We start from the raw sequence: 26,848 nt of genomic DNA, 5'->3' as shown, positions 1-26,848 counted from the left end.
CGCTCTCCGGTCCGGTCATGGTGCGTCTTCGCACGTAGAGGCGGCGCGACCGTACCAAAACGTTCCCTCGCCGTAGCGACGGGCCCGCAGTGGCTCGAATCCCCGCGGCCAGGCGAATTCCCCGCCTCTGGTGCTGCGCTCCACGGTGACGAGGGCATCCTCCGCGAGCCAGCCCTGAGCGAGGAGTGTGAGGAGGATCTCCCCAAGATCGCCGTCGGAAACGGCGTACGGCGGGTCGAGGAACACCACGTCGTACGGCAGGGTCGGCGCCGGACCTGTCACGATCTGTTCCGCTTTGCCGGTGCGGACCTCGGCCCCGGGGAGGCCCAGCCCCCGGACGTTCTCACGGACGACCCTGGCGGCCCTGCTGTCGGCCTCGACGAGCAGGGCGTGGGCGGCGCCGCGGGAGAGCGCCTCCAGGCCGACGGCACCGGACCCGGCGTACAGATCGGCGATCCGGATGCCCTCGAGTGTCCCGAGAAGCGATTCCCAGGTGGAGAACAGGCCCTCGCGCGCCCGGTCGGAGGTGGGGCGGGTGCCGTTGCCCGGCGGAACTGCCAGGCGGCGTCCGCCGGCCACGCCGGCGATCACGCGGGTCATCTGCGGTCCTCGGTCCTTCGGATGGGGTCTGTGACTCCACGATATGGGCTCGCGGCACGGGTGCGCCGTCCGGCCCCGGAGCCGGATCAGCCCTTCTCCAGGTACCGCTCGCGCTCCTTGTCGAGCAGGGCCTCCAGTGCCGTGCGCAGCTCGGGGAGGTGCTCCAGTTCCGGATCGGCGGTCACCACCGCGACGGCCTCCTCCCGGGCGGCGGCGATGACCTCCTCGTCGTCGATGACCGTGAGCATGCGCAGGGAGGACTTCACGCCGGACTGGGCCTGGCCCAGGACATCGCCCTCACGGCGCTCTTCGAGGTCGATGCGGGAGAGCTCGAAGCCGTCGAGGGTGGAGGCGACGGCGGCGAGGCGACGGCGGGCCGGGCTCGCCTCGGGCATCTCGGTGACCAACAGGCACAGGCCGGGGGCGGAGCCGCGGCCGACACGGCCGCGCAGCTGGTGCAGCTGCGAGACGCCGAACCGGTCCGCGTCCATGATCACCATGGCGGTGGCGTTGGGCACGTTGACGCCGACCTCGATGACGGTGGTCGCGACGAGGACGTCGGTGTCGCCCGCGGCGAAGCGGCGCATCACGCCGTCCTTGTCGTCCGGGGCCATGCGGCCGTGCAGCACCTCGACGCGCAGACCGGCGAGCGGGCCCCCGGCGAGCTGTTCGGCGACGTCCAGGACGGCGAGCGGGGGACGCTTCTCCGCCCCCTCCTCCTCCTTGGACTTCTTGCCGGACGCGGCCGCCTCGTCGAGGGAATCGCCGATGCGGGGGCAGACGACGTACGCCTGGTGGCCGTTCTCGACCTCCTCGCGCACCCGCTCCCAGGCGCGGGCGAGGAAGTGCGGCTTGTCCTGGGCGGGGACGACATGGCTGGCGATGGGGGAGCGTCCCGCCGGCAACTGGTCGAGGACCGAGGTCTCCAGATCGCCGAAGACCGTCATGGCGACCGTGCGCGGGATCGGCGTGGCCGTCATGACCAGCAGGTGCGGGATCCGCTTCTCCCCCCGGGAGTGGCCCTTTCCGCGCAGGGCGTCGCGCTGCTCCACGCCGAAGCGGTGCTGCTCGTCCACCACGACCAGGCCGAGGTCGTGGAACTGCACCTTGTCCTCGATCAGCGCGTGGGTGCCGATGACGATGCCCGCCTCGCCGGTGACCAGGTCCAGCAGGGCCTGGCGGCGGGCGGCCGCGCCCATGGAGCCGGTGAGCAGGACGACCTTGGTGGCCTGTTCGGCGCCCCCGAGCATGCCGCCCTCGGCGAGCTCGCCCATCATCTCCACGACCGAGCGGTGGTGCTGCTGGGCCAGGACCTCGGTGGGGGCGAGCATGGCGGCCTGACCGCCCGCGTCGACCACGGCGAGCATCGCCCGGAGGGCGACCATGGTCTTGCCGGATCCGACCTCGCCCTGGAGGAGCCGGTGCATCGGGTGCTCGGTGGCCAGGTCGTCGAAGATCTCCCCGGAGACCTTCTGCTGGCCCTCCGTGAGGGTGAAGGGCAGCTTGGCGTCGAAGGCCGCGAGCAGGCCGTCGGGGGCCGGCTTCCGTGCGACGGCGGGCAGTTGGGTCTCGGCGTACCGCCGGCGGGCGAGCGCGACCTGGAGCACGAACGCCTCGTCCCACTTGAGGCGGTCGCGCGCGTCGGCGATGTCGGCCTTGGTGCGCGGGCGGTGGACCTTGTGCAGGGCGTCCGGCAGACCGGTGAGGCCGCGGCCCTCGCGCAGCGCGGGCGGCAGCGGGTCGACCGCCTCCCGGGCGCTGGGCAGCACCGCGTCGACCGCCTTGGCGATCTTCCAGGACTCCAGCTTCGTGGTGGCGGGGTAGATCGGGATCAGCGCTCCGGCCCAGGAGTCGACCGCCTCGTCGCCGTCGCCGCGCAGCAGCTCGTACGCCGGGTGGGCGAGCTGCAGTTTGCGGTTGAAGAGCGAGACCTTGCCGGCGAACATCGCGCGTGTGCCGGGGAGCAGCTCCTTGTGGGGCTTGTGGACGCCCTTGCCGAAGAAGACCAGTTGCAGCCGGCCGCTGCCGTCGGTGATGGTCACTTCGAGGCGCTGGCCGCGGCCCCTGGCGCCGTTGAACGTCAGCACGCGCGCGTCGGCGACCTGGGCGACCACGGTGACGTGCTCGTCGAGCGGCAGGTCGGCGAGCGCGGTCAGCTCGCCGCGCTCCGCGTACCGCCTCGGGTAGTGGTGGAGCAGATCACCGACGGTGTGCAGGTCGAGGTGCTCGGCCATCACCTTGGCGGTGGCGGGCCCGAGCAGCTTCTTCAGTGGTTCGTCGAACGCAGGCACGCGATCCATTGCACACCACGGCAGTGACAAGTGCGCTATTCGACGCCGATCAGGAGCGGGGATGCCTGGCTGCCGCCCTGGTAGGTGATCGTGTCGACGGCCAGGTGGGCCTCGCGGACATGGGCCTCCAGCAGTCCGGCCAGCTCCGGTGGGGCGTCGTCGGCGAGGACGAGGGTGACCAGTTCACCGCCGGCCGAGAGCATGCGGTCCAGGACCGTCACCGCGGTGGTGGACAGATCCTGGCCGATCACCGCGACGTCGCCGTCGATGAGGCCGAGGACGTCGCCGGCCTGGCAGACGCCGGCCGAGGTGAACGACTGGGCCTCGGCGAAGGCCAGTTCGCCGTAGCGGGTGGTGCCGGCCGCGGCGGTCATCGCGACCACGTCCTCGTCGAAGCGGCGGTCCGGTTCGTGGACGGCCAGCGCGGCGATGCCCTGGACGGCGGCGCGGGTCGGGATCAGGGCCACCCGGATGCCTTCCGCCCGGGCCTGTTCGGCGGCGGCACCGGCGGTGTGCCGCAGTTCGGAGTCGTTCGGCAGGAGCACCACCTCGCGCGCGTGGGCGCGGCGGATGGCCTCGACCAGCTCGCCGCTCGCAGGCGGCTCCCCGGGCCTGGCCAGCAGGGTGGTGGCGCCCGCCTCGGCGCACAGGGCGGCGAGTCCCTCGCCGGGCAGTACCGCCACGACGGCGCGCTGGGCCCGTTCCACGGGCTCCGCCGACGGCGTGCCGAAGTGGGTGATCCGGATGCGGTACGGGCGCCCCGCCTCGATCCCGGCCTCCACGGCCGCGCCCGCGTCGTCCACATGTACATGGACGTTCCACAACCCGTCGCCGCCCACCACCACCAGGGAGTCGCCGAGTGCGTCGAGCCGGGCGCGGAGCCGGGCCACGGCCTCGTCGTCCGCCTCCAGCAGATAGATGACCTCGAAGGCCGGCCCGCCGTCCGGGCAGGGCTCGGGGGAGGCGGTGACGGTCGTCCTGGTCGCGTGGACCGGGCGGGCGGGCGCCTCGCCGGAGACCGCCTGGACCAGGGCGCCGAGCACGGTGACCAGTCCCCGTCCGCCGGCGTCCACGACGCCGGCCCGCTCCAGCACGGCGAGCTGTCCGGGGGTGGAGTCCAGAGCCTTGCGGGCCCCCTCGTAGGCGGCGCGGGCGACGGCCGCCGGGTCGGAGATGCCCGCCGCGGCCGAGGCCGCCGCCGAGGCCACGCTCAGGATGGTGCCCTCGACGGGGTGGGCGACCGCATCGCGCGCGGAGGAGGCGGCCCGGCGCAGCGCCCGGGCCAGGTGATCTCCGTCACGGCCCTCGGTGAGGATCTCGCTCATGCCGCGCAGCAGCTGGGCCAGGATGGTCCCGGAGTTCCCCCTGGCGCCGATCAGGGCGCCGTGCGCCATGGCCCTCACGGCGTCGTCGAGGCCGGGGGCGGTGAGGGCGGTGAAGACGGCCTCCACGGCCTGGGAGGCGGACTCGACGGTCAGGTAGAGGTTGGTGCCGGTGTCCCCGTCCGCGACCGGGTAGACGTTGATCGCGTCGATCTCCTCGCGCTCCCGGCCGAGCGCCTCCAGCGCCAGCGAGCACCAGGCACGGACCACGTCCGGGTCGAGGTTCTGCGGCACCTGGTGCTCCTCCTTCGGCGGTCCCGCGCGCCGTGGCGGAGCGGGGGCGGGCTGCACGCAGGGTAGACCCCGCCCGGCGCCGGGGGCCCACGCGGGGGCGGGGCGAGCCGTGGTAGTTTCGTTGTACCGAAGCAGCCGTTGTATGCTGCTCCGGTTGCCCGACGAGAGTCGGGCCATTCCCCCGGCAACGCCACTTCAGTCACCAGACCTGATTCCGGCTCGCCGGATTTCACTGTAAGTGCATCTGAAGTCTTTGGAGTGACCCGTGGCTGCCAACTGCGACGTCTGCGGCAAGGGGCCGGGCTTCGGCAACAACATCTCGCACTCGCACCGCCGTACGCCCCGTCGCTGGAACCCGAACATCCAGCGTGTGCGTGCCGTGGTCGGTGGGACGCCGAAGCGCCTCAACGCCTGCACCTCGTGCATCAAGGCCGGCAAGGTCTCGCGCTGACGCTCCCGTCGTAGCGCAGCCTGTCCGGTTGCCCGAAAAGCCGGTCCACCTCGGTGGACCGGCTTTTTGCCTTTCCCTGAACCGGTTTCCCTGAACCGGTTTCCCCGCCTCCGGTCTCCCGGATTCCGGCCTCCCGGATTCCGGCCTCCCGGATTCCGGCCTCCCGGATTCCGGCGTCCCGGCCTCCGGGTACGCCGGACCCCGGACGCCCCCGGCCGGACGGGACTTTCGAAACACGCCCTAGGGCCGCAACCGCCAGCCGTGGTCGACCGGGCCGATCCCGCCGCCCAGCGCGAACCCGGCGGCGATGGCCCCCGTGACGTACTCCTTGGCGGCCCGGACGGCCTCGGGCACGGTCAGGCCCTTCGCCAGGCCCGACGCCACCGCCGAGGCGAGTGTGCAGCCCGTGCCGTGCGTGTGCCGGTTGTCGTACCGGGGTGCCCGCAGCCAGTGCTCCTCGGTGCCGTCGGTCAGCAGATCGACCGCGTCGGCCCCGCCGGGCAGGTGGCCGCCCTTGATCAGCGCCCAGCGCGGCCCGTGTTCCAGTACCGCCGCGGCCGCGCGCCGCAGGTCGTCCTCGCTCTCCACGGTCACGCCGGTGAGCTGGGCGACCTCGTCGAGGTTGGGCGTCGCGACGGTCGCGACGGGCAGCAGCGCCTTGCGTACGGAGTCCAGCGCGGACGCCGCGAGTAGCGAGTCGCCGTGTTTGGACACCCCGACCGGGTCGACGACCACGGGTGCGTCGGTCCCGGCCAGCAGTCCGGCCACCGTCTCGACGAGCGGCGCGGACGCCAGCATGCCGGTCTTGACGGCCTGCACGCCGATGTCGTCGACGACACTGCGGTACTGGGCCCGGACCGCCTCCACGGGCAGCTCCCAGGCGCCCTGGACGCCGAGGGAGTTCTGCGCGGTGACGGCGGTGATCACGCTCATGCCGTGGACGCCGAGGGCGAGCATGGTCTTGAGGTCGGCCTGGATGCCGGCGCCGCCGCCGGAGTCGGAGCCGGCGACGGTCAGCACCCGGGGCGGCGCCTGGGTCATTCGCCGTCCCCGTAGTGGCCGCCGAAGTGGTCCCAGCCGCCCTTGGTGTGCCAGGGGGCGCCGTCCACGGTGACCTGGGGCAGCGCGGAGGGGTTGAGGACCTCGCCGATCACCTTCCAGCGGGCGGGCAGCTTCACGTCCGGCGGGAAGGTCGCGACGATCGCGTGGTCCTCTCCCCCGGTGAGCACCCACTGCAGCGGGTCGACACCGACGGCCTGGCCGATGTCGTTCATCTGGGTCGGGATGTCGATGAGACCGGAGCGCAGGTCGATGCGGACCTTGCTGGCCTCGGCGATGTGGCCGAGGTCGGCGATCAGCCCGTCGCTGACGTCGCACATGGCGGTGGCACCGAGGCCGGCGGCGGCGGGACCCGCGTGGTAGGGCGGCTCGGGCCGGCGGTGTGCCTCGACGAAGGCGCGGGGCGAGCGGAAACCGCGGGAGAGGACCGCGTACCCGGCCGCGGACCAGCCCAGCCAGCCGGTGTAGGCGACGACGTCACCGGGCTGGGCGCCGGCCCGGGTGACCGGCTCGTGGTTGCGCAGGTCGCCGAGGGCGGTGATGGAAACGGTGATGGTGTCGCCGCGTACGACGTCGCCGCCGACCACGGCGGCACCCGCGACCTGGCACTCGTCGCGCAGCCCGTCCATGAGCTCGGTGGGCCAGGTGACGGGGAGTTCGGCGGGGACGACCAGGCCGAGCAGCAGCGCGGTCGGCACGGCGCCCATGGCCGCGATATCGGCCAGATTCTGGGCGGCGGCCTTGCGTCCCACGTCGTAGGCGGTGGACCAGTCGCGGCGGAAGTGCCGTCCCTCCAGCAGGATGTCCGTGCTGGCCACCACGCGCCGGTCCGGTGCGGCCACGACCGCGGCGTCGTCGCCCGGCCCGATCCGTACCGCCGGGGTGGAGGTGAGCCGGGAGGTGAGCTCTCTGATGAGCCCGAACTCCCCCAACTCGCCGACAGTGCCCTTCATGCCTGTGCCCCTTCTGCCCCAGTGCGGTTGCGGTCGCGCGCCGTCACTGCTGTAGGTACCGTCAAGTGAACCGTCAACTCTGTGTTCCGTACGCCATTCCGTACGCCGACCTCGTACGCCACCGGCCGCGCAGGTCTCCCCGTCTCCCGCGGCGACGCGGTACCGTGGCGTCCCTTTCTTCTATCCACAAGATCCTCGTGGCCGCCCTGGAGGTTCCGTGGTTCAGGCGTACATCCTTATTCAGACCGAGGTGGGCAAGGCGTCGACGGTCGCCGAGACCATCTCCAAGATCCCGGGGGTGATCCAGGCCGAAGACGTCACCGGTCCCTACGACGTGATCGTGCGTGCCCAGGCCGACACGGTCGACGAACTCGGCCGCATGGTGGTCGCGAAGGTCCAGCAAGTGGACGGCATCACCCGAACCCTCACCTGCCCCGTCGTGCACCTGTAGCCCCCGTCTACCCTTGGCCGGTGATGTCTTCCCGCCGGCTCTCACGCATGCCCGTCGCTGCCGCCACCGTCCTGCTGGCGGCAGCGGGCTGTTCCTCCAGCGACGCCGAGGCGTCGATCACGGTTCCCAGCCCGCCGGCGGAGGAGGCCCCCTTCTGCCGAGCGCTGCACAAGGAGCTTCCCGAGACCCTCGCGGGACTCGGCCGGAATGATCCGGAGCCGGGTTCCGACCTGACCGCCGGGTGGGGTGACGAGGCGATCGTACTGCGCTGCGGTGTCCCCCGGCCCGAAAGGATGAGCGACGAGAAGGCCGACGCCGTGGAGGTCGACGGGGTCAACTGGATGCTGGAGAAGCAGGCGGGCGGCGCGACCCGGTTCACCACGACCTATCGCATGACATATGTCGAGGTGACGCTGGACAAACGGTTCACCGAGGTGAGCCCGCTGCTGGATCTCGCCGCCCCCGTCCGGAAGACGGTCCCGAAGCGCCTCTAGGGCGTGTTTCGAAAGTCCCGTCCGGCCGGGAACGCCCGACACGCACGCTCGCGGCGTCGTCGGTCGTCGGCGCAGCCCGCCGCGCTCTCTCCCCCTGCGCCTGGCGGCGCGGGAGGTACCCCCACCCTCCGCCTCGCGATCGCACGCACCGGGCGCCCCCGGCCCCGCCCTCCGGGCGAACGACGCCACTTTCGAAACACGCCCTGGGGCGCGCTTCTTCCGGATCGTGCTCCGGCGGAAACGCCCCGGCCCGGTGGCCACGGCCGCCGGGCGGCCCGGCCGGGCGCGTCAGCGCAGGCCGGTCGGGCGCGTCAGCGCAGGCCGGTCGGGCGCGTCAGCGCAGGCCGGTCGGGCGCCGCAGGGCGGCCTGGATCAGCAGGTCGATCAGCTCGGGGTAGCTGACGCCGCTCTCCTGCCACATGCGCGGGTACATCGAGATCGGGGTGAAGCCCGGCATGGTGTTGATCTCGTTGATGACGAACTCGCCGTCGTCGGTCAGGAAGAAGTCCGCGCGGACCAGGCCCTCGCACGACACCGCGTCGAACGCGGCGATCGCCAGCCGCCGCACCTCGGCGGTCTGCTCCGGGGTGATCGGTGCGGGCACGACACCGGAGGCGGAGTCGATGTACTTGGCCTCGAAGTCGTAGAAGTCGTGGTCGCTGACCGGCGGGATCCAGGCGGGCTCGCTGGCGCGCGGGCCGTCCTCGAACTCCAGCACACCGCACTCGATCTCGCGACCGGTCAGCAGCGACTCCACGAGGATCTTGGGGTCGTGGCGCCGGGCCTCCTCGATCGCCGCGTCGAGCCCGGAGACGTCGTCGACCTTGGTGATGCCGATCGACGAGCCGGCCCGGGCGGGCTTCACGAAGAGCGGCCAGCCGTGCTCACCGGCGAAGTCGACGATCTTCTTGCGGGCGGCGGAAGGATCCTGCTGCCACTCGCGGGGGCGGATCACCTCGTACGGGCCGACGGGCAGCCCGTAGGAGATGAAGACCCGCTTCATGTACTCCTTGTCCTGGCCGACGGCCGAGGCGAGCACACCGGCGCCCACGTAGGGCACGCCGGAGAGCTCCAGGAGGCCCTGGAGGGTGCCGTCCTCGCCGTACGGGCCGTGCAGCACCGGGAAGACCACGTCGACGTCGCCGAGGACCTTGGGCACGGAGCCCGGCTCGCTGTAGACGACCTCGCGGTTGGCCGGGTCGACGGAGAGGACGACGCTGCCCTCGTCGGACTCGGCGAGATCGGCGACGCTCGGCAGCGCGCGGTCGGCGATGGCCATCCGCTCCGGTTCGTCGGCGGTCAGCGCCCAGCGGCCGTCAGTGGTGATGCCGATGGGCAGCACGTCGTACTTGGTCCGGTCGATGGCGCGCAGGACGGCACCGGCCGTGACGACGGAGATGGCGTGCTCGGAGCTGCGCCCGCCGAAGACGACGGCCACGCGCGGCTTACGCCCGGGGCTGGTGGGGAGGTTCTCGCTGCTCATATCGCGATGAGCGTACCCGCTCCTCCCCGCCCCGTCAGCGACGGCCACGGCCACCGGCTCCGGCGGGCCCCCGAAGTCGTCCGATCAGCGCCGCTCGGGCTTGGCGGCGCGCGACATCAGCTCCTTGAGCGCCACCATCGGCGGCTTGCCCTCGTGGACGATGCCGACGACGGTCTCCGTGATGGGCATGTCGACGCCGTGGCGGCGGGCCAGATCGAGCACGGACTCGCAGGACTTGACGCCCTCGGCGGTCTGCTTGGTGACCGCGATGGTCTCGCGCAGGGTCATCCCCTTGCCCAGGTTCGTCCCGAACGTGTGGTTGCGGGAGAGCGGGGACGAGCAGGTGGCCACCAGGTCGCCGAGGCCGGCGAGGCCGGAGAAGGTCAGCGGGTCGGCGCCCATGGCGAGGCCGAGGCGGGTGGTCTCGGCGAGGCCGCGTGTGATGAGCGAGCCCTTGGCGTTGTCACCGAGGCCCATGCCGTCCGCGATGCCGACGGCCAGACCGATGACGTTCTTCACCGCGCCGCCCAGTTCGCAGCCGACCACGTCGGTGTTGGTGTACGGGCGGAAGTACGGGGTGTGGCATGCGGCCTGGAGGCGCCGGGCGACCTCCTCGTCCTCGCAGGCGACGACGGCGGCGGCCGGCATGCGGGCGACGATCTCCTTGGCCAGGTTGGGGCCGGTGACCACGGCGACGCGGCTCGCGGGGACGTGGGCGACCTCCTGGACGACCTCGCTCATCCGCTTGGCGGTGCCGAGTTCGATGCCCTTCATGAGGGAGACGAGCACGGTGTCCGGGGCCAGTTTGGGCGCCCATTCGGCGAGGTTGTCGCGCAGGGTCTGGGAGGGGATGGCAAGTACGGTGAAGTCGGCGTCGTGCGCGGCTTCCGCGGGGTCCGTGGTGGCACGCAGCGACGCGGGGAGTTCGACGCCCGGGAAGTAGTCCGGGTTGGTGCGGGTGGTGTTGATGGCGTCGGCGATCTCCTGCCGGCGGCCCCAGAGGGTCACCTCGCAGCCGGCGTCGGCGAGCACCACGCCGAAGGCCGTCCCCCACGAGCCGGTTCCGAAGACCGCTGCCTTGACGGGGCGTGTCACTTGGCTTCCTCCCCCGCGGCCTTGCGCCGCTGTTCCAGCCTGGCCCTGCGGTGGTCGTACGGCACGGCGGGCGCCTTCTCGCCCCGTACCTCCTCCAGCAGCGCGGTGATCGCGGCCATGATGACCTCGGTGGCCTCGCGCAGCACCTCGGGGGTGGGCTCCTTGTCGTAGAACCGCGAAAGGTCGACCGGCGGTCCGGCCTGCACGATCAGGGTCTTGCGCGGGAAGAGCCGGATCTTGTTCTCCCTGGCGTACGGCGGCATCGCCAAGTTGGCGCCCCACTGGGCGACCGGGATCACGGGCACCTTGGTGAGCAGCGCGACGCGTGCGGCGCCGGTCTTGCCCGCCATGGGCCACATGTCCGGGTCGCGGGTGAGGGTGCCCTCGGGGTAGAAGGCGACGCACTCCCCGCGTTCGATGGCGGCCACGGCGGCGCGGAAGGCGTCCAGCGCGTTGGTCGTCTCGCGGTAGACGGGGATCTGGCCGGTGCCGCGCAGCATCGTCCCGACGAACGAGCCCTTAAAAAGGGCGGCCTTCGCCAGAAAGCGCGGAACCCGTCCGGTGTTGTACTGGTAGTGCGCGTACGACAGCGGGTCGAGATAGGAGTTGTGGTTCACGGCGGTGATGAATCCGCCGTCGGCCGGAATGTGCTCCATTCCCCGCCAGTCCCGCTTGAACAGAACCACCAGCGGCGGTTTTGCGATGACCGCCGCAAGGCGGTACCAGAAGCCGATTCTGCGGCGGGACACTCGTGCACCTTCCTCTGGGCTGGCTTGCCGGGGGTCAAGTGTCGCCCCGGGGCCCTGGTCTGTCGAGAACACCGTACGCCCCACCCCTGTCACCAGCCCTCCGGGTCGCGGCACGGCCGCGCCACAATGAGCGCGAAGCGCACGGAAGGAGACTCCGCCACGAACGCCGAACCGACCCGTCCCTGGTCCCATTCCTGGTCCCTCGTGGTCCCGCTGAAACCCCTTGTGCTGGCCAAGAGCAGGCTTGCTCCCGACGCCGGCGCCCCGGCCCGGCCCGGCCTGGCACTGGCGTTCGCGCTGGACACGGTGGCCGCCGCGCTGGCCTGCCCCGCGGTGCGGGATGTGGCGGTCGTCACGGACGACCCGCTGGCCGGGCGGGCGCTGGGGGCCCTGGGGGCACTGATCGTGCCGGATTCCCCCGCCGCGGGTCTCAACGCCGCCCTGGCGCACGGTGCGGAGGTGGTCCGCGCCCACAGCCCCGGGGCACCGGTCGCGACGCTCAACGCCGACCTGCCGGCGCTGCGCCCGGGGGAGCTGGCGCGCGTGCTGTCGGCGGCCGGGCAATTTCCGCGTGCTTTTCTCCCGGATGCCGCCGAAATCGGTACGACATTGCTGGCCGCGGCGCCCGGTGTGGAATTGCGCCCGGCATTCGGCGGGGCGTCGCGGCGCCGCCATTTGTCGACGGGCGCGGTCGAAATAGGACTGGACGGCGTCGCGTCCGTGCGCCAGGACGTGGACACCGTCGCGGATCTGCGGGCGGCCCTGGCGCTGGGCGTCGGGCCGCGCACGGCCGAGCGGTGGGCGGCGGCCGGGGCCGGTGTGCCGGGGGGATCCGCCGGAGGGTCCCCGGTGCCCCGGTCCGGATAGGCTGCGGTCATGCAGGCGACCGCGTACACGTACGACCCCGAATCCCGCAGCGGAAGTGTGCTGCTCGACGACGGCACCCCGGTGGACTTCGGGACGGAGGCGTTCGACGCGGGCGGTCTGCTGCTGCTGCGCCCGGGACAGCGGGTCCGGATCGAGACCGAGGGCGAGGGCGAGGCCCTGCGCATCACGCTGGTGACGCTGCAGACGCTCTGATCACGCTCCACACACACCGCGGGCCGGGCTCCCCGAGGGGGAGTCCGGCCCGGCATGTGAGTGGCCCTTGGAGCCTGTGCCGCTTACCTCTTCCGCGCGGTGGTCTTCTTGGCGGTGGTCTTGCGCGCCGTGGCCTTCTTGGCGGGGGCCTTCTTGGCCGCGGCCTTCTTCGCCGGAGCGGTCTTCTTGGCCGTGGTCTTCTTGGCCGCCGCGGTCTTGGCGGGGGCCGCCTTCTTCGCCGGCGCCGCCTTCTTCGCGGTGGTCTTCTTCGCCGCCGCGGTGGTCTTCTTGGCGGCGGTGGTCTTCTTCGCCGCCGCGGTGGTCTTCGCCGGGGTGGTCTTCTTCGCCGCGGCCTTCTTGGTGGTGGCCTTCTTCGCCGCGGCCTTCTTCACCGTGGTGCGGGCGGCGGCGCCGCCGGAAAGGCTGCCCTTGGGCGCCTTCTTGACCGACACCTCGCCACCCTTGGGGAGCTTCTTCGAGCCGCTGACCAGGTCCTTGAAGCCCTGGCCTGCGCGGAAGCGCGGAACGGAGGTCTTCTTGACCCGCACGCGCTCACCCGTCTGCGGGTTACGGGCGTAACGGGCGGGACGGTCGACCTTTTCGAACGAACCGAAGCCGGTGACCGAGACCCGGTCGCCGCCGACCACGGCGCGGACGATCGCGTCGAGTACCGCGTCGACAGCATCGGCGGCCTGCTGGCGGCCGCCCATCTTGTCGGCAATCGCTTCTACGAGCTGCGCCTTGTTCACGTCTTCCCCTTCGGAGACATTGCCGGAACGAAAGTGTTCAAGCTTTTTCGCACGTTAGGCAGATATATACCGCAAATCAAACACGAAACGGGCTAATCACCCTAGTGCCGCAACGAAGTCGGCCGTCGCGGAGTTCGGAGAGTTAGTCGCCTTCAGGGAATCGGCCCTCATCGAGGTCCTTCATCAACCGGTCCAGGCGCTTTGCCGCGCCTGCGAGATCGTGCTTCGCCGAGGCCGTCACGGCCAGCAGCTTCCGGGACAGCGCCATCCTTACGCCCTCCGGGACTTGCAGTTCGCGCACTCGGGTGTGCGCTTCTTTCAGTCGGGCTGCGACCACCTCATAGAGCTCGAGTTGGCTGTCGCGTTCCATGCACCGATTGTGCCATCTGGGGCGAGTTGTCGCCTCCGTAGGGGGTAACTGGCCTGCCCCGAGGGCCGATCGGGGCACTGCGGGGCACCTCGCACCGTCACCCCCCTCAGCAGCCAATTTCCCTGTGCGCAAGCCGAGTTGGAGTCCCTTTCGGCTACCTCTCCGAGGGCGCTGCGGCGTCCTGGGAAACCGGTGGACAACGTCAGCCGGATGGCCCCTCGGACGGTCCGGCCGACCTTCGCAGGGTCACTTTCACGCCAACGAGTTGGGGTGCCCGTGGCGCTCCGGACCGTGCCCGCGTCCACCCCCGGACCCCCGGATCCGTGCCCGGTTTCCGGAGCCGTACACACAGATGCCCCCGGCCGTCGAACGGCCGGGGGCATCCAGGTGACGCGGGGCTCAGACCTGCAGGGTCCGCGGCTTGTAGGAGGGGCGCTTCGCCTCGTAGGCGGCGATGTCGTCCTCGTTCCGCAGCGTGATGCTGATGTCGTCCAGGCCGTTCAGCAGCCGCCAGCGGGCGTTCTCGTCGAGTTCGAAGTCGGCGGTGATGCCTTCGGCACGGACCTGGCGGTCCTGCAGGTCGACGGTGATCTCGGCCTGTGGGTCGGCCTCGGTCAGCTCCCACAGCGCGTCCACGACCTTCTGGTCGAGAACCACCGTGAGCAGGCCGTTCTTCAGCGAGTTGCCGCGGAAGATGTCGGCGAAGCGGGAGGAGATGACGGCCTTGAAGCCGTAGTTCTGCAGCGCCCAGACGGCGTGCTCGCGGGACGAGCCGGTGCCGAAGTCGGGGCCGGCGACCAGGACGGTGGCGCCCTGCCGCTCGGGGCGGTTGAGGACGAATGCGGAGTCCTTGCGCCAGGCCTCGAACAGCCCGTCCTCGAAGCCGTCGCGGGTGACCTTCTTCAGCCAGTGCGCGGGGATGATCTGGTCGGTGTCGACGTTGCTGCGGCGCAGCGGGACGGCCCGGCCGGTGTGGGTGGTGAAGGCTTCCATGGTTCTCAGACTCCGGCGGTCGCGGGGGCTTCGGACAGGTCGGCGGGCGAGGCGAGGTGGCCCAGCACCGCGGTGGCGGCGGCGACCTGCGGCGACACCAGGTGGGTGCGGCCGCCCTTGCCCTGCCTGCCCTCGAAGTTGCGGTTGGAGGTGGACGCGGAACGCTCACCGGGCGCGAGTTGGTCGGGGTTCATGCCCAGACACATGGAACAGCCCGCGTGCCGCCATTCGGCGCCGGCCTCCTTGAAGACCTTGTCCAGGCCCTCCTCGACGGCCTGCAGGGCGACCCGGACGGAGCCGGGGACGACCAGCATGCGTACGTTGTCGGCTACTTTGCGGCCGTCCAGGATGGAGGCGGCGGCGCGCAGGTCCTCGATCCGGCCGTTGGTGCAGGAGCCTACGAAGACGGTGTCGACCTTGATGTCGCGCAGTGGCTGCCCGGCGGTCAACCCCATGTACTCCAGGGCCTTTTCGGCGGCCAGGCGCTCCGAAGCGTCTTCGTACGAAGCAGGGTCGGGGACGGACGCCGAAAGCGGCGCTCCCTGGCCGGGGTTGGTGCCCCAGGTGACGAACGGCGCCAGCTCGGCGGCGTCGATGACGACCTCGGCGTCGAAGACCGCGTCCTGGTCCGTCTTCAGGGTCTTCCAGTAGGCCACCGCGGCGTCCCAGTCCTCGCCCTCGGGGGCGTGGGCGCGGCCCTTCAGATAGGCGAAGGTGGTCTCGTCCGGGGCGATCATGCCCGCGCGGGCGCCCGCCTCGATGGACATGTTGCAGATGGTCATCCGGGACTCCATCGACAGTTTCTCGATGGCGCTGCCGCGGTACTCCAGGACGTATCCCTGGCCGCCGCCGGTGCCGATCTTCGCGATGATCGCCAGGATCAGGTCCTTGGCGGTGACACCGTCGGGCAGCTCGCCGTCGACCGTGATCGCCATGGTCTTCGGGCGGGCCATGGGCAGGGTCTGGGTGGCCAGGACGTGCTCGACCTGGGAGGTGCCGATGCCGAAGGCGAGCGCCCCGAAGGCGCCGTGCGTGGAGGTGTGGGAGTCGCCGCAGACCACGGTGGTGCCCGGCTGGGTCAGGCCCAGCTGCGGGCCCACCACGTGGACGACGCCCTGCTCGACGTCGCCGAGCGGGTGCAGGCGCACGCCGAACTCGGCGCAGTTCTTCCGCAGCGTCTCCAGCTGGGCCCGGGAGACCGGGTCGGCGATGGGCTTGTCGATGTCGAGGGTCGGGGTGTTGTGGTCCTCGGTGGCGATGGTGAGATCGAGCCGCCGCACCTGGCGGCCGTTCTGGCGCAGGCCGTCGAAGGCCTGGGGGCTGGTCACCTCGTGCAGCAGGTGCAGATCGATGAAGAGGAGGTCGGGCTCGCCCTCGGCGCGCCGGACGACATGGTCGTCCCAGACCTTCTCCGCGAGTGTCCTACCCATCGCTTTCCCTCCGGCCGGCGTGTTGTGCCGGCACCTCTAGAGATATGTGGGCCCGCGTCCGTTCCCACGTGCCGGACGCCGGCAACGGACCCGTTGGTCCGCGGGCCGCACCTCCAGAGTGGCAAGATCCCTGGAAAATTGAACTTGCGTTTCACAGAGTGAGACGTGAATATCGTTGCATGGACAACTCTAGCGGCGTCGGCGTTCTCGACAAGGCAGCTCTGGTACTGAGCGCCCTGGAGTCCGGTCCGGCCACCCTCGCCGGGCTGGTCGCGGCGACAGGGCTCGCACGACCCACGGCACATCGCCTTGCCGTGGCACTGGAACACCACCGGATGGTGGCGAGGGACATGCAGGGCCGGTTCATCCTGGGCCCGCGGCTGGCGGAGCTCGCCGCCGCGGCCGGTGAGGACCGGCTGCTGGCCACGGCCGGACCGGTACTGACTCATCTGCGGGACGTGACCGGGGAGAGCGCGCAGCTCTACCGGCGCCAGGGCGACATGCGGATCTGTGTCGCCGCGGCGGAGCGGCTGTCCGGACTGCGGGACACCGTGCCGGTCGGCTCCACGCTCACGATGAAGGCCGGCTCGTCGGCGCAGATCCTGATGGCCTGGGAGGAGCCCGAGCGGCTGCACAGGGGCCTCCAGGGCGCCCGCTTCACGGCGACGGCCCTGTCGGGCGTACGGCGCCGCGGCTGGGCCCAGTCGATCGGCGAGCGGGAGCCCGGTGTGGCCTCGGTCTCCGCGCCGGTACGCGGCCCGTCGAACCGCGTGGTGGCCGCCGTGTCGGTCTCCGGGCCGATCGAGCGGCTGACGCGCCACCCGGGCCGTATGCACGCCCAGGCCGTCATCGACGCGGCCGCCCGGCTGTCGGACGCCCTGCGCCGCTCGGGCTGACCGGCTTCCCGTCCATCCCTTCTGCCAACGACCGGCCCTCCGCTTCAACGCCGCAGCGGTGGGCCGGAGTTGTTCTCGCCCTCTGTGCATTTTTCGATCATGAAAACGAGGAAGCCCTCCCCTGCTGGGGAGGGCTTCCTCGATGCGTACCCCCGACCGGATTCGAACCGGCGCTACCGCCTTGAGAGGGCGGCGTGCTAGGCCGCTACACAACGGGGGCATGGATCACTTGCATGATCCCGCTGGCCTACCTGGACTCGAACCAAGACTAACTGAACCAGAATCAGTCGTGCTGCCAATTACACCATAGGCCACTGGTGGTTTAGACCAGTTGGTACCCCCGACCGGATTCGAACCGGCGCTACCGCCTTGAGAGGGCGGCGTGCTAGGCCGCTACACAACGGGGGCCCTAGCGATCCTGCATCGCAGGTCATCGGGTGCGACCCGGATGACCTGCGCGGGAAGGATCTGTACCCCCGACCGGATTCGAACCGGCGCTACTGCCTTGAGAGGGCAGCGTGCTAGGCCGCTACACAACGGGGGCTTTGCAGATGAGCTCTGCGAGCTGGCCTACCTGGACTCGAACCAAGACTAACTGAACCAGAATCAGTCGTGCTGCCAATTACACCATAGGCCACCAAAACGCAACCCCCGGTAGGGGTTTTTGTTCGGGTTACGCTCCGGAGTTCCGGCCTTTCGGCCCGCTCCCCTCGGCGCAGGAAGAACATTACCTGAAGGTGTCCGACGCTCCAAAACGGGTATCGCCGCGCAACAGCGCGGGCAGCTGGGCCAGCCCGGTGATCCGGGTCAGTTCGGGCCGCCCGCCGGCGCCCGTCCGGTCCAGCCAGATGCCCGTGAGACCGGCCTCGACGGCCCCCCGGGCGTCGATGTCCGGCTGGTCGCCGACGTAGGCCACGTCCCCGGGAGGCAGCGCCAGCGCCTCGCAGGCGGCGTGGAAGGCCTCGGCGGCGGGCTTGGAGACACCGAGCTCGGCCGCGCACAGCAGGGCCTCGAAACGGTCCCGTACGCCCAGCACGCGCAGCTTGCGGTCCTGATTGAGGGCGGAGGAGTTGGACAGCACGGCGTGTCGGTAGCCGCTCGCCAGCAGGTCGAGGGCGGGCACGGTGTCCGGGAAGAGCGCCCAGGCGGCTTCGTAGTGGGTCACGTACCGGTTGAACCAGGCGTCGGCCTCGGCGTCGGTCAGCTCCGCCGACAGGAAGTCCCGGACCCGGTCGCGGCGCTGGTCCTGGAAGTCGACGCCGCCGGCCTCGAAGCGGCGCCAGTGGAAGGTGGTGATCTCCTTCCAGCGGAGAAGGGCCTGGTCGACGGAGTCGTACCCGTCCACCAGGCCCTCGGCCGTCAGATGGTTCAGCATGCCGGCGCGGTCGGCGCTCGCGTAGTCGAAGATCGTGTCGTCGATGTCCCAGAGGACGGCGCGGATCGGCATGGATCGAGCCTACGTGGCCGGTACCGCCTCCCGGGGGACGACGAAGAAGTCCGTGACGAAACACGTGATCGCGCCCTCGGCGTCCCGGCCGACCCAGGTCGGATAGGCGCCGTCGCCCCAGCCGGAGGTGAAGGCGACCAGGTTGTGGCCGGTGTCCGGGGCGGTGATCAGGTGCGGGCCCTCGGACCAGCCGTCCTGGTCGAAGGCGTCCCACAGGGGCCCTTCGTCGCCCTCGCACTCGGGGAAGGACTCGTCGCACGCCGCGTCGTAGAAGCACCCGGTGCCGGCGTCCACGCCGTACCCGTAGAACTCGTCGTCGGAGAGCTCGGAGGCGTCCTGGCCGGGCTGGAGCGCGAGCTCGTACGAGACCGTCGGCGTGTCCTTGATCACCAGCCGGGCGGCGGCGATCCTCAGGTGGGGGCGGTCGGCGGGCGGCTCGTCCGGCTGTGTGACGGTGACCACGGCGGCCTCCACGGCGTACCGCCCCGGCTCGACGGCGGCGGTGAAGGGCTCGGCCTCCCCGGCGCCGAGGCTGATGAAGGGGTCGCAGGCGACGACCCGGCCGGTGGGCAGCCAGAGCTCCCCGCCGGGCGCCACGGACAGCGTGCCGGTCTGGCCCGACTCGAACCGGAAGGTGTTCCCCGGCGTGAAGTGCCAGGAGAAGTCGGCGGCGGCCATGGGCATTGCGGGTCCCCCCTCGGGATGGTGCGCCGGCACACGGGGTGCGGCTCGTACGGGGGAACCCTAGCGACGGGCACCGACAACGCCGCGGGGGCGGCCACCGTCCTCCGGTGGCCGCCCCCGCGGCGTGGGTGCCGGGTGCTACGCGGCCAGCTTCGCCAGCGCCGCGTCGATCCGGGCCAGGGTGCGCTCCTTGCCGAGGACCTCCAGCGACTCGAACAGCGGCAGGCCGACGGTGCGGCCGGTGACCGCGACGCGGACCGGGGCCTGGGCCTTGCCGAGCTTGAGGCCGTGCTCCTCACCGGCCGCCAGGACGGCGTTCTTCAGCGACTCCGGGCTGGTCCAGTCCGCGGTCTCCAGCTTGGCGCGGGCCGTGCGCAGCAGGGCGTCGGAGCCCTCCTTCATCGCCTTCTGCCAGGACGCCTCGTCCTCGACCGGCTCCTTGCGGAAGAGGAAGTCGACGTTGGCGGTGATGTCGGACAGCACCGTCAGCCGCGTCTGGGCGTGCGGGGCGATCGCCTCCCACGCGGCCCGGTCGAAGTCCTCGGCGTCCCAGTTGGCGTGCGGGGCGCTCAGCCACGGCTCACAGGCCTCGGTGAAGTCCTTCACGTCCAGCATGCGGATGTGGTCCGCGTTGATGGATTCGGCCTTCTTCAGGTCGAAGCGCGCCGGGTTGGCGTTCACGTCCGCGACGTCGAACTTCTCGATCATCTCGGGGATGGTGAAGACGTCCTGGTCGGCCGAGAAGGACCAGCCGAGCAGGGAGAGGTAGTTCAGCAGGCCCTCGGGGAGGAAGCCGCGCTCGCGGTAGACGTTCAGGGACGCCTGCGGGTCGCGCTTGGAGAGCTTCTTGTTGCCCTCGCCCATCACGTAGGGCAGGTGGCCGAAGGCCGGGATCGACTTGGCCACGCCCAGCTCGATCAGCGCCTTGTAGAGCGCGATCTGGCGCGGGGTGGAGGACAGCAGGTCCTCGCCGCGCAGCACGTGGGTGATCTCCATCAGCGCGTCGTCGACCGGGTTGACGAGCGTGTAGAGGGGGGCGCCGTTCGCGCGGACGATGCCGTAGTCCGGCACGTTGTCCGGGGTGAAGGTCAGCTCGCCGCGGACCAGGTCGGTGAAGGTGATCGGCTCGTCCGGCATGCGGAAGCGGACGATGGACTCGCGGCCCTCCGCCTCGTACGCGGCCTTCTGCTCGGCGGTCAGGTCGCGGCACGTGCCGTCGTAGCCGGACGGGCGGCCGGCGGCGCGGGCGGCCTCGCGGCGCTCGTCGAGCTCGGTGGCCGTGCAGTAGCAGGGGTAGGCGTAGCCGCCGTCGAGGAGCTTCTGCGCGATGTCCTTGTAGAGGTCCATGCGCTGCGACTGGCGGTACGGCGCGTGGGGGCCGCCGATCTCGGGGCCCTCGTCCCAGTCGAGGCCCAGCCAGCGCATGGAGTCCAGCAGCTGCTGGTAGGACTCCTCCGAGTCGCGGGCCGCGTCGGTGTCCTCGATGCGGAAGACCATGGTGCCCTGGTGGTGCCGGGCGAACGCCCAGTTGAACAGGGCGGTGCGGACCAGGCCCACGTGGGGGTTGCCGGTCGGCGAGGGACAGAAACGTACGCGGATCGCGTTAGCCACGCTTGATCACCTTGTTGGTGAGAGTGCCGATGCCTTCGATGGTGACGGCGACCTCGTCGCCGACGGAGAGGGGGCCGACCCCGGCCGGGGTGCCGGTGAGGATGACGTCGCCCGGGAGCAGCGTCATGGCCTCGGTGATGTGGACGACCAGGTCCTCGATGGAGCGGGTCATGTCGCTCGTACGACCCAGCTGGCGCTGTTCACCGTTGACCGTGCACTGGATGGTGAGGTCGCCGGGGTCGATGTCGGTCTCCACCCAGGGGCCGAGCGGGCACGAGGTGTCGAATCCCTTGGCCCGGGCCCACTGGGGCTCGCGCTTCTGCACGTCGCGAGCGGTGACGTCGTTGGCGCAGGTGTAGCCGAAGATGACGTCCTTGACGCGCTCGCGCGGGACCTCGCGGCACATGCGGCCGATGACGACGGCGAGCTCGGCCTCGTGGTGCAGTTCCTCGGAGAAGGAGGGGTACTCGATGGCGTCGCCGGAGCCGATCACCGAGGTGGTGGGCTTGAAGAAGGCGACGGGCACGTCGGGGACGTCGTTCCCGAGCTCCCGCGCGTGCTCCGCGTAGTTGCGGCCGATGGCCACGACCTTGTTGGGGAGCACGGGCGGCAGGAGCCGGACCTTACTCAGCGGGACCTTGGTCCCGCTGAGTTCGAAGTCGGCGTACGGAATACCCTTGATGATGTCGAGGACGAGGCTGTCGGGGCCTTCACCCTCGACCGCGCCGAAGGCGACATTGCCGTCGATGGAGAACCTGGCGATGCGCACGGGATGCCGTGCCCCTTACTTCCGCTGGCTGGAGTCTGACGCTCCAGGCTAACGCGGAAGCCGCCGCCCACCTGCCGTATTACTGCGCGACGGCGACGGGGGCGTCGATCAGGGTGGTGCGGCGCGGGTTGGCCGTGCTCGTGGGGAGGTCTGCCGAGGGCTCCGGCCGGGCACCCTGCTCCAGCTCACCGGCGTCGGCCAGGTGGACGAGGGTGGTGCGGCGGGGGTTGGCGATGCTGCGGAACGTCATCGTCGTCTTCATCGGTGGCTTCAGACCTCGGGGTACGGGCGCCGGTCGTGGCGCTGGTTGACGGATTTCCCATCCCTGTAAAGCGTCAGGCTAAACATGGGATTCCCCGCGAATGACGGTATGTCTCAACGATCTACGTGTGAGTTTGCTCACCACCTGGGGGGCAATCCCGACATTACAGGCTGGTGGCTGGACCAGTGAAAACGGACATTGCGCCCCTGAACGCATCATTCCGCTCCTGATCATGGCGACTGGGACACCCCCGCCCCCTAAGCGACTCACCCCGGTTAGTCCGTTTTCTCCCTGATCGGCTTCTACGGTTCGTGACGCCGTGCTCACGTTCCGTCGCCCCCGCCGGGGCGCGTGTCGGTGCCCTTGTTGGAGATCCGGCACTGTGCTGGAATTCCACGCACCGCCGCGGTTTGTAGGCCGGCGCGCAGGGGCGCAACGCAGCGCCGAGTGGCGGCGGGGAAGGGGGAAGAGCGCCGGTCACTCAACGACCACCATGGGGCGCACTCGCGCTCCACGACGCCGACACCGTCTCGTCCGTTCACGCGGAGGGACGCCTGGTCCAGAGGTTGCGACGCTAGTGCAGGGACGTTTCAAGAGGGATGGCATGGGGTCTCCCCAGCCCCGCCAGGGGCGAGGGGAAGCTGCGGCGGATGCAGAGCCGCGCGGGACCGACCGCGGGTCCTCGCCCCAGCACACCCAGAACCCGGGACCGGGCGCGGCCGGCGAGGCCGCCGAGCGAGCCTCCCGCGGTGGCGCGGGCGGTGCTGAGCCCAAATCCGCCCCGAAGCCGAAGGGGCCTTCCGAGGCCGGCTCACGAATAGCCCTGCGCAACTGGCGCATCAGCACCCGCCTGGTCTCGCTGCTGGCCCTCCCCGTGGTCGCGGCGACGACGCTGGGCGGCATTCGTATCAACGACTCCATGAACGACATGGAGCAGCTGGACCACATGCAGCTGCTGACCAAGTTGACTCAGGAGGCGACCAACCTCGCCAAGGCGCTCCAGAAGGAGCGGGACCTGTCGGCGGGTCCGCTGAGCAACGGGGCGTCCCCGGCGGACTACAAGGTCAGCGAGCCGCGCAAGGACTCCGACCGCAAGCAGCGGGCGTTCCTCAAGGCCACCGAGGCGATCGGCAACACCCAGGGCAACGAGGCGCTCCAGAGCATCCGCGCCAACGTCAACCAGATCGCCTCCCAGGTCGTCACCCTCGGCGACCTCCGCAAGGGCGCCTATGCGCCCGGCACCCAGGACTTCCAGACGGTCGAGCGCTACAGCCGGCTGATCGAATCGCTGCTCAGCCTGTCGCAGGACATGGCGCAGGCGACCAGCAACCCGGAGATGATCAAGCGCACCCGCGCGCTGGCGGCGTTCTCGTCCGCCAAGGAGTACGCCTCCGTCCAGCGGGCGATCATCGCCGCCGCCCTGCCCAAGACGAACGACAAGAAGGGCTCGCTCGACCCGAACGACCGCCAGTACGGTCAGGCCGCGCGCGTCAACGAGAAGAACGCCCTCAAGTCCTTCGAGGCCATCTACGAGTCCGCGGGCGGTGAGGCGGCCGAGCTGCTGGCCCCGCTCAACAGCGGCAACCCGTCCATCGCCTCCGCCGACCGGTACGCCGATCAGGTCCTCGGTGCCGACGAGGAGGGCATGCAGAAGCAGGCCGCCCGTAACCACCTGGACTGGACCGACGAGGACGAGGTCAAGATCCGGGCGATGGACACCATCGAGGCCACGCTGCTGGGCGAGATGGAGGGCACCGCGCGTGACCTGCGCCAGGAGTCGCAGCGCGACGCGATCATCAACGGTGCGCTGATCCTGCTCGTGCTCGGTGTCTCACTGGTCGGCGCCTTCGTGGTGGCCCGCTCCATGATCCGGTCGCTGCGCCGGCTGCAGGACACCGCGACCAAGGTCGCCCAGGAACGTCTGCCCGAGCTGGTCAAGCAGCTCTCCGAGTCCGACCCGCAGGACGTCGACACGTCCGTGGAGTCCGTCGGTGTGCACTCCCGGGACGAGATCGGCCAGGTGGCCGCGGCCTTCGACGACGTGCACCGCGAGGCGGTCCGCCTCGCCTCCGAGCAGGCCCTCCTCCGGGGCAACGTCAACGCGATGTTCACCAACCTCTCGCGCCGGAGCCAGGGTCTGATCCAGCGTCAGCTCTCGCTGATCTCCGAGCTGGAGTCCCGCGAGGCCGACCCGGACCAGCTGTCCTCGCTGTTCAAGCTCGACCACCTCGCCACGCGTATGCGCCGGAACGGTGAGAACCTCCTCGTCCTCGCGGGTGAGGAGCCGGGACGCCGGTGGACCCGGCCCGTCCCGCTGGTCGACGTGCTCCGTGCCGCCGCCTCCGAGGTGGAGCAGTACGAGCGCATCGAACTGGCCGCCGTCCCCGCGACCGAGGTCGCCGGCCGTGTCGTCAACGACCTCGTGCACCTCCTCGCCGAGCTGCTGGAGAACGCGACATCGTTCTCCTCGCCTCAGACGAAGGTCCGCGTCACCGGTCACGCGCTGCCCGACGGCCGGGTGCTCGTCGAGATCCACGACACCGGCATCGGCCTCTCCCCCGAGGACCTCGCCGCGATCAACGAGCGACTGGCGTCGCCGCCCACCGTGGACGTCTCGGTCTCCCGCCGCATGGGTCTGTTCGTGGTCGGCCGCCTGTCCCTGCGACACGGCATCCGCATCCAGCTGCGCCCGTCCGACTCGGGCGGCACGACCGCGCTGGTCATGCTCCCCGTCGACGTCGCCCAGGGCGGCAAGAAGCCCGCTCCGGGCCAGGGCGGCCAGGGTGGCCAGGGCGCGATGCCGCAGGCTCCGGCGGCTTCCGGCGGCCGGCTGACCGGCGGTCCCGGTGCCGGCTCCGGTGGCCGTCCGGGTCTCCCGGGTGGTGCGGGCGGTCAGGGTCTCTCCGGCGGCCCCGGCGGCGCGCCCGCGGGCCGGCTCGGTGCCGGTGCGGCGCGCGGCCAGGTGGGCGCGGGCTCCGCGCCCCGTGCGGCACTGCCCGGCCGGGACGACGCGGCCGGACGTGGTCAGGGCGGTGCCCAGGGCCAGCAGGGCGGACGTCCGGGCGCGCAGGGCCAGCAGCCCGGTCGGGCGCCGCAGGATGCGCAGCGTCAGGGCACGGGGCTCGCGGGTGCCTTCGGCGGTGCCGGCAGCCGTGGAGGCGCCCCGTCGGGTGCCGGTCAGCAGAGCGGCATACCGACGCGTTCGGACATCTGGCAGAACAACAACCAGGGTGGCGCCGGTCAGCAGGGCGGGGCCGGTCAGCAGGGCGACGGCCGCGGCCAGCAGCCGCCGCAGGCGGGCGGTCCGCGCGCCGAGCTGCCGGGCAGCGCCCCGCAGCAGCCGCAGCGCACCCAGCGGCCCCAGGCCACCACGTGGGGCGGCAACGACCCCGCCCGTGTGCCGCAGCAGCACCGGCAGCAGACGCCGCCGGACGCACCGCGCGGTCACGAGGAGCCCGAGGTCACCGGCCAGTACGCCCGTCCGGAGTTCTCCGGACCCCGGCAGGACCTGAACGCCGGCCCGCAGGGCGGTCAGCCGGGCCGTGGCGGCCAGGACCCCGCGTCCACCGAGCAGTTCACCCGCCCGGACTTCCAGGCCCCGCAGCGCGACCGGCGCCCGCCGGCCGCGGGTCTGCCGCAGCAGCAGCCGGAGGCCCTGCCGCCGGCGCCGAACGCCGGTGACGGCCGTACGCCGCTGTACGACACGCTGGAGACCAACTGGTTCCACGGCGGTCAGGAGGGCCGGCAGGCTCCTCCCGCGCAGGGCGGCGAGCAGTTCCCGCGTCACGACCAGACGGTCCCGACCCCGGTGGTTCCGCCACAGCCGCCGCAGGACCGCCCGGCCTCCCCGGCGCCGCAGCGCTCCGGTGGCCAGTCCGCCGACGCCGCGTCCACGACGGGTTCGTGGCGCACCTCCCCCAACGACGAACTGGTGCGCCAGGCCGAGCGGGTCCGCAAGCCCGCCGCGGGCGGTGTCACCACCTCGGGTCTGCCCCGCCGGGTTCCGCGAGCGAACCTCGTACCGGGCACCGCGCAGGAGCAGACCCACCAGTCCGGTCCGCAGGTGTCGCGCGCTCCCGACGACGTACGCGGTCGGCTGACCAATCTCCGCCGCGGTATTCAGCAGGGCCGCCAGGCAGGCAGCTCGACCACGGGCAGCTTCAACATCGGCCCCACTCACCAGCAGGAGCGTTAGTTGAGAGCCATGAGCCAGGCGGCCCAGAACCTGAACTGGTTGATCACCAACTTCGTGGACAACACCCCCGGGGTGTCCCACACCGTGGTGGTCTCCGCCGACGGACTCCTGCTGGCCATGTCGGAAGGTTTCCCCCGGGACCGCGCGGACCAGCTCGCGGCGGTCGCGTCCGGGCTCACCTCGCTGACCGCGGGGGCGTCCCGGATCTTCGAGGGCGGCGCGGTCGCGCAGACCGTGGTGGAGATGGAACGCGGTTTCCTCTTCATCATGTCCGTCTCCGACGGTTCTTCCATGGCCGTGCTCGCACACCCGGACTGCGACATCGGCCTTGTCGGCTACGAGATGACGCTGCTGGTCGACCGGGCCGGCAGCGTCCTCACCCCGGATCTCCGCGCCGAGCTCCAGGGCAGCCTGCTCCACTGAGGCCCGGTACGCCCCTCCGTACCGTTTCCCTCACACCGTTCATCGTCGGCCGCCTCATCCGGCCCCCCACCGGCCCGAGTCAGACGACAGGCAGACCACCTGCTGTCAGCCCGGAGGATTCATGACCCCGCCCACCGCCTCTCACGATCCGTACGGCGTCTCGACAGACGCCGGGTACGGGCATGAGGGCGACCAACCGCTGGTCCGTCCGTACGCCATGACGGGCGGACGGACGCGGCCCCGGTACCAGCTCGCCATAGAGGCGCTGGTGTCCACCACGGCCGACCCGGCTCTGCTCGGCGGACTGCTCCCCGAGCACCAGCGGATCTGCCACCTCTGCCGTGAGGTCAAGTCGGTGGCCGAGGTCTCGGCGCTGCTGTCGATGCCGCTGGGTGTGGCCCGGATCCTCGTCGCCGACCTGGCGGAGGCGGGCATGGTGGCGATCCACCAGCCGGGCAACGGAGAGGCCGGCGGCACGCCGGATGTGACACTGCTCGAAAGGGTGCTCAGTGGACTTCGCAAGCTCTAGCGGCGGTGCGGCCCGTTCAACCACCTCCGCCAAGATCGTGGTGGCGGGCGGATTCGGCGTGGGCAAGACGACCTTCGTCGGCGCCGTCTCGGAGATCAACCCGCTCCGTACGGAGGCCGTCATGACGTCGGCCTCGGCCGGCATCGACGATCTGACGCACACCGGCGG

Annotated in this window: 26 protein-coding genes, 5 tRNA genes and 1 pseudogene; 10 read left to right on the top strand and 22 right to left on the bottom strand. The window is 71.2% G+C overall.

Going from position 1 to position 26,848, the window contains the following annotated elements; all coding sequences use genetic code 11:
- Nucleotides 1–15 precede the first annotated feature (15 nt).
- From rsmD to ACY34K_RS20925, 3 genes are all read right to left on the bottom strand, one after another.
- Nucleotides 16–600, bottom strand: coding sequence for a 16S rRNA (guanine(966)-N(2))-methyltransferase RsmD (rsmD, locus tag ACY34K_RS20935; RefSeq protein WP_462749237.1), 585 nt, complete (start codon nucleotides 598–600; stop codon nucleotides 16–18).
- A gap of 86 nt (nucleotides 601–686) precedes the next feature.
- Entirely contained in the window at nucleotides 687–2,900 is a 2,214-nt protein-coding gene (gene recG / locus ACY34K_RS20930; RefSeq protein WP_462749235.1) for an ATP-dependent DNA helicase RecG, read from the bottom strand.
- Between the two features lie 26 nt (nucleotides 2,901–2,926).
- The gene (locus tag ACY34K_RS20925; protein ID WP_462749233.1) at nucleotides 2,927–4,507 is read right to left on the bottom strand and encodes a DAK2 domain-containing protein; all 1,581 of its coding nucleotides are present in this window, start codon (nucleotides 4,505–4,507) and stop codon (nucleotides 2,927–2,929) included.
- 265 nt (nucleotides 4,508–4,772) lie between these two features.
- Between ACY34K_RS20925 and rpmB the strand changes: the two genes are divergently transcribed.
- Nucleotides 4,773–4,958, top strand: a complete 186-nt coding sequence (gene rpmB / locus ACY34K_RS20920) for a 50S ribosomal protein L28 (RefSeq protein WP_030195073.1) — start codon at nucleotides 4,773–4,775, stop codon at nucleotides 4,956–4,958.
- Between the two features lie 240 nt (nucleotides 4,959–5,198).
- On the opposite strand, the gene thiD is transcribed toward rpmB, so the two are convergent.
- Both thiD and ACY34K_RS20910 read right to left on the bottom strand, forming a co-directional pair.
- Entirely contained in the window at nucleotides 5,199–5,999 is an 801-nt protein-coding gene (gene thiD, locus ACY34K_RS20915) for a bifunctional hydroxymethylpyrimidine kinase/phosphomethylpyrimidine kinase (protein ID WP_462749231.1), read from the bottom strand.
- Nucleotides 5,996–6,970, bottom strand: a complete 975-nt coding sequence (locus ACY34K_RS20910) for a thiamine-phosphate kinase (RefSeq protein WP_462749228.1) — start codon at nucleotides 6,968–6,970, stop codon at nucleotides 5,996–5,998. Before ACY34K_RS20910 ends, thiD begins: the two co-directional genes overlap by 4 nt.
- Nucleotides 6,971–7,187: 217 nt before the next feature.
- Between ACY34K_RS20910 and ACY34K_RS20905 the strand changes: the two genes are divergently transcribed.
- Entirely contained in the window at nucleotides 7,188–7,421 is a 234-nt protein-coding gene (locus tag ACY34K_RS20905; protein WP_028802415.1) for an Lrp/AsnC family transcriptional regulator, read from the top strand.
- A 23-nt stretch (nucleotides 7,422–7,444) separates the two neighbouring features.
- Nucleotides 7,445–7,915, top strand: coding sequence for a DUF3515 domain-containing protein (locus ACY34K_RS20900; RefSeq protein ID WP_462749391.1), 471 nt, complete (start codon nucleotides 7,445–7,447; stop codon nucleotides 7,913–7,915).
- A gap of 334 nt (nucleotides 7,916–8,249) precedes the next feature.
- On the opposite strand, the gene ACY34K_RS20895 is transcribed toward ACY34K_RS20900, so the two are convergent.
- The 3 genes from ACY34K_RS20895 to ACY34K_RS20885 form a co-directional block, all read right to left on the bottom strand.
- Nucleotides 8,250–9,398, bottom strand: coding sequence for a D-alanine--D-alanine ligase family protein (locus tag ACY34K_RS20895; RefSeq protein ID WP_462749224.1), 1,149 nt, complete (start codon nucleotides 9,396–9,398; stop codon nucleotides 8,250–8,252).
- 84 nt (nucleotides 9,399–9,482) lie between these two features.
- Nucleotides 9,483–10,493, bottom strand: a complete 1,011-nt coding sequence (locus ACY34K_RS20890; RefSeq protein WP_462749223.1) for an NAD(P)H-dependent glycerol-3-phosphate dehydrogenase — start codon at nucleotides 10,491–10,493, stop codon at nucleotides 9,483–9,485.
- Entirely contained in the window at nucleotides 10,490–11,242 is a 753-nt protein-coding gene (locus ACY34K_RS20885; protein WP_462749222.1) for a lysophospholipid acyltransferase family protein, read from the bottom strand. Before ACY34K_RS20885 ends, ACY34K_RS20890 begins: the two co-directional genes overlap by 4 nt.
- 126 nt (nucleotides 11,243–11,368) lie before the next feature.
- Between ACY34K_RS20885 and cofC the strand changes: the two genes are divergently transcribed.
- Nucleotides 11,369–12,109, top strand: coding sequence for a 2-phospho-L-lactate guanylyltransferase (cofC, locus tag ACY34K_RS20880; protein ID WP_462749220.1), 741 nt, complete (start codon nucleotides 11,369–11,371; stop codon nucleotides 12,107–12,109).
- A gap of 9 nt (nucleotides 12,110–12,118) precedes the next feature.
- Nucleotides 12,119–12,322, top strand: coding sequence for a hypothetical protein (locus ACY34K_RS20875; protein ID WP_462749217.1), 204 nt, complete (start codon nucleotides 12,119–12,121; stop codon nucleotides 12,320–12,322).
- 83 nt (nucleotides 12,323–12,405) lie between these two features.
- Here the strand turns inward: ACY34K_RS20875 and ACY34K_RS20870 are convergent, their stop codons facing one another.
- From ACY34K_RS20870 to leuC, 4 genes are all read right to left on the bottom strand, one after another.
- Nucleotides 12,406–13,071 carry an HU family DNA-binding protein gene (locus tag ACY34K_RS20870; RefSeq protein ID WP_462749215.1) on the bottom strand — a complete coding sequence of 222 codons (666 nt, stop codon included), beginning with the start codon at nucleotides 13,069–13,071 and terminating at the stop codon, nucleotides 12,406–12,408.
- 142 nt (nucleotides 13,072–13,213) lie between these two features.
- Complete coding sequence (locus ACY34K_RS20865) at nucleotides 13,214–13,441, bottom strand: SCO5555 family protein (protein ID WP_462749213.1); 228 nt, start codon at nucleotides 13,439–13,441, stop codon at nucleotides 13,214–13,216.
- Between the two features lie 399 nt (nucleotides 13,442–13,840).
- Nucleotides 13,841–14,434 carry a 3-isopropylmalate dehydratase small subunit gene (leuD, locus tag ACY34K_RS20860; protein WP_462749212.1) on the bottom strand — a complete coding sequence of 198 codons (594 nt, stop codon included), beginning with the start codon at nucleotides 14,432–14,434 and terminating at the stop codon, nucleotides 13,841–13,843.
- 5 nt (nucleotides 14,435–14,439) lie between these two features.
- Complete coding sequence (gene leuC, locus ACY34K_RS20855) at nucleotides 14,440–15,864, bottom strand: 3-isopropylmalate dehydratase large subunit (protein ID WP_462749210.1); 1,425 nt, start codon at nucleotides 15,862–15,864, stop codon at nucleotides 14,440–14,442.
- Nucleotides 15,865–16,043: 179 nt separating this feature from the next.
- On the opposite strand from leuC, the gene ndgR reads away from it, so the two are divergent.
- On the top strand, nucleotides 16,044–16,760 hold the full coding sequence (gene ndgR, locus ACY34K_RS20850; protein WP_017947593.1) for an IclR family transcriptional regulator NdgR: 717 nt from the start codon (nucleotides 16,044–16,046) through the stop codon (nucleotides 16,758–16,760).
- 147 nt (nucleotides 16,761–16,907) lie between these two features.
- Here the strand turns inward: ndgR and ACY34K_RS20845 are convergent.
- The 10 genes from ACY34K_RS20845 to ACY34K_RS20800 all read right to left on the bottom strand — a co-directional run bounded on the left by ACY34K_RS20845 (nucleotide 16,908) and on the right by ACY34K_RS20800 (nucleotide 21,533).
- A tRNA-Glu gene (locus tag ACY34K_RS20845) sits at nucleotides 16,908–16,980 on the bottom strand.
- A 22-nt stretch (nucleotides 16,981–17,002) separates the two neighbouring features.
- Nucleotides 17,003–17,074 (bottom strand) — tRNA-Gln (locus ACY34K_RS20840).
- An 18-nt stretch (nucleotides 17,075–17,092) separates the two neighbouring features.
- Nucleotides 17,093–17,168, bottom strand: a tRNA-Glu gene (locus ACY34K_RS20835).
- Nucleotides 17,169–17,231: 63 nt separating this feature from the next.
- Nucleotides 17,232–17,304 (bottom strand) — tRNA-Glu (locus ACY34K_RS20830).
- Nucleotides 17,305–17,325: 21 nt separating this feature from the next.
- Nucleotides 17,326–17,397: transfer RNA gene (locus tag ACY34K_RS20825), tRNA-Gln, on the bottom strand.
- 90 nt (nucleotides 17,398–17,487) lie between these two features.
- Nucleotides 17,488–18,207, bottom strand: coding sequence for an HAD family hydrolase (locus tag ACY34K_RS20820; RefSeq protein ID WP_462749208.1), 720 nt, complete (start codon nucleotides 18,205–18,207; stop codon nucleotides 17,488–17,490).
- A 9-nt stretch (nucleotides 18,208–18,216) separates the two neighbouring features.
- On the bottom strand, nucleotides 18,217–18,891 hold the full coding sequence (locus ACY34K_RS20815) for a DUF4241 domain-containing protein (RefSeq protein ID WP_462749206.1): 675 nt from the start codon (nucleotides 18,889–18,891) through the stop codon (nucleotides 18,217–18,219).
- Nucleotides 18,892–19,029: 138 nt separating this feature from the next.
- A complete protein-coding gene (gene gltX, locus ACY34K_RS20810; protein ID WP_462749204.1) occupies nucleotides 19,030–20,502 on the bottom strand; it encodes a glutamate--tRNA ligase in 1,473 nt (490 codons plus the stop codon).
- A complete protein-coding gene (locus ACY34K_RS20805; protein WP_462749202.1) occupies nucleotides 20,495–21,271 on the bottom strand; it encodes a fumarylacetoacetate hydrolase family protein in 777 nt (258 codons plus the stop codon). Before ACY34K_RS20805 ends, gltX begins: the two co-directional genes overlap by 8 nt.
- 79 nt (nucleotides 21,272–21,350) lie before the next feature.
- On the bottom strand, nucleotides 21,351–21,533 hold the full coding sequence (locus ACY34K_RS20800; protein WP_462749200.1) for a hypothetical protein: 183 nt from the start codon (nucleotides 21,531–21,533) through the stop codon (nucleotides 21,351–21,353).
- Between the two features lie 604 nt (nucleotides 21,534–22,137).
- On the opposite strand from ACY34K_RS20800, the gene ACY34K_RS20795 reads away from it, so the two are divergent.
- The 4 genes and pseudogenes from ACY34K_RS20795 to ACY34K_RS20780 form a co-directional block, all read left to right on the top strand.
- Complete coding sequence (locus ACY34K_RS20795) at nucleotides 22,138–25,728, top strand: sensor histidine kinase (protein WP_462749197.1); 3,591 nt, start codon at nucleotides 22,138–22,140, stop codon at nucleotides 25,726–25,728.
- Nucleotides 25,729–25,737: 9 nt separating this feature from the next.
- A complete protein-coding gene (locus tag ACY34K_RS20790; protein ID WP_462749195.1) occupies nucleotides 25,738–26,151 on the top strand; it encodes a roadblock/LC7 domain-containing protein in 414 nt (137 codons plus the stop codon).
- A 121-nt stretch (nucleotides 26,152–26,272) separates the two neighbouring features.
- Nucleotides 26,273–26,680, top strand: coding sequence for a DUF742 domain-containing protein (locus ACY34K_RS20785; RefSeq protein WP_462749192.1), 408 nt, complete (start codon nucleotides 26,273–26,275; stop codon nucleotides 26,678–26,680).
- Nucleotides 26,661–26,848 (top strand): annotated as a pseudogene (locus ACY34K_RS20780) (ATP-binding protein); the annotation flags it as partial. The gene ACY34K_RS20785 and the pseudogene ACY34K_RS20780, both read left to right, overlap by 20 nt.

Source organism: Streptomyces sp. STAM6 (assembly GCF_054963715.1).
Note: the sequence above shows the minus strand (reverse complement) of the source record. Positions and strands in the feature narration are given on the sequence as shown.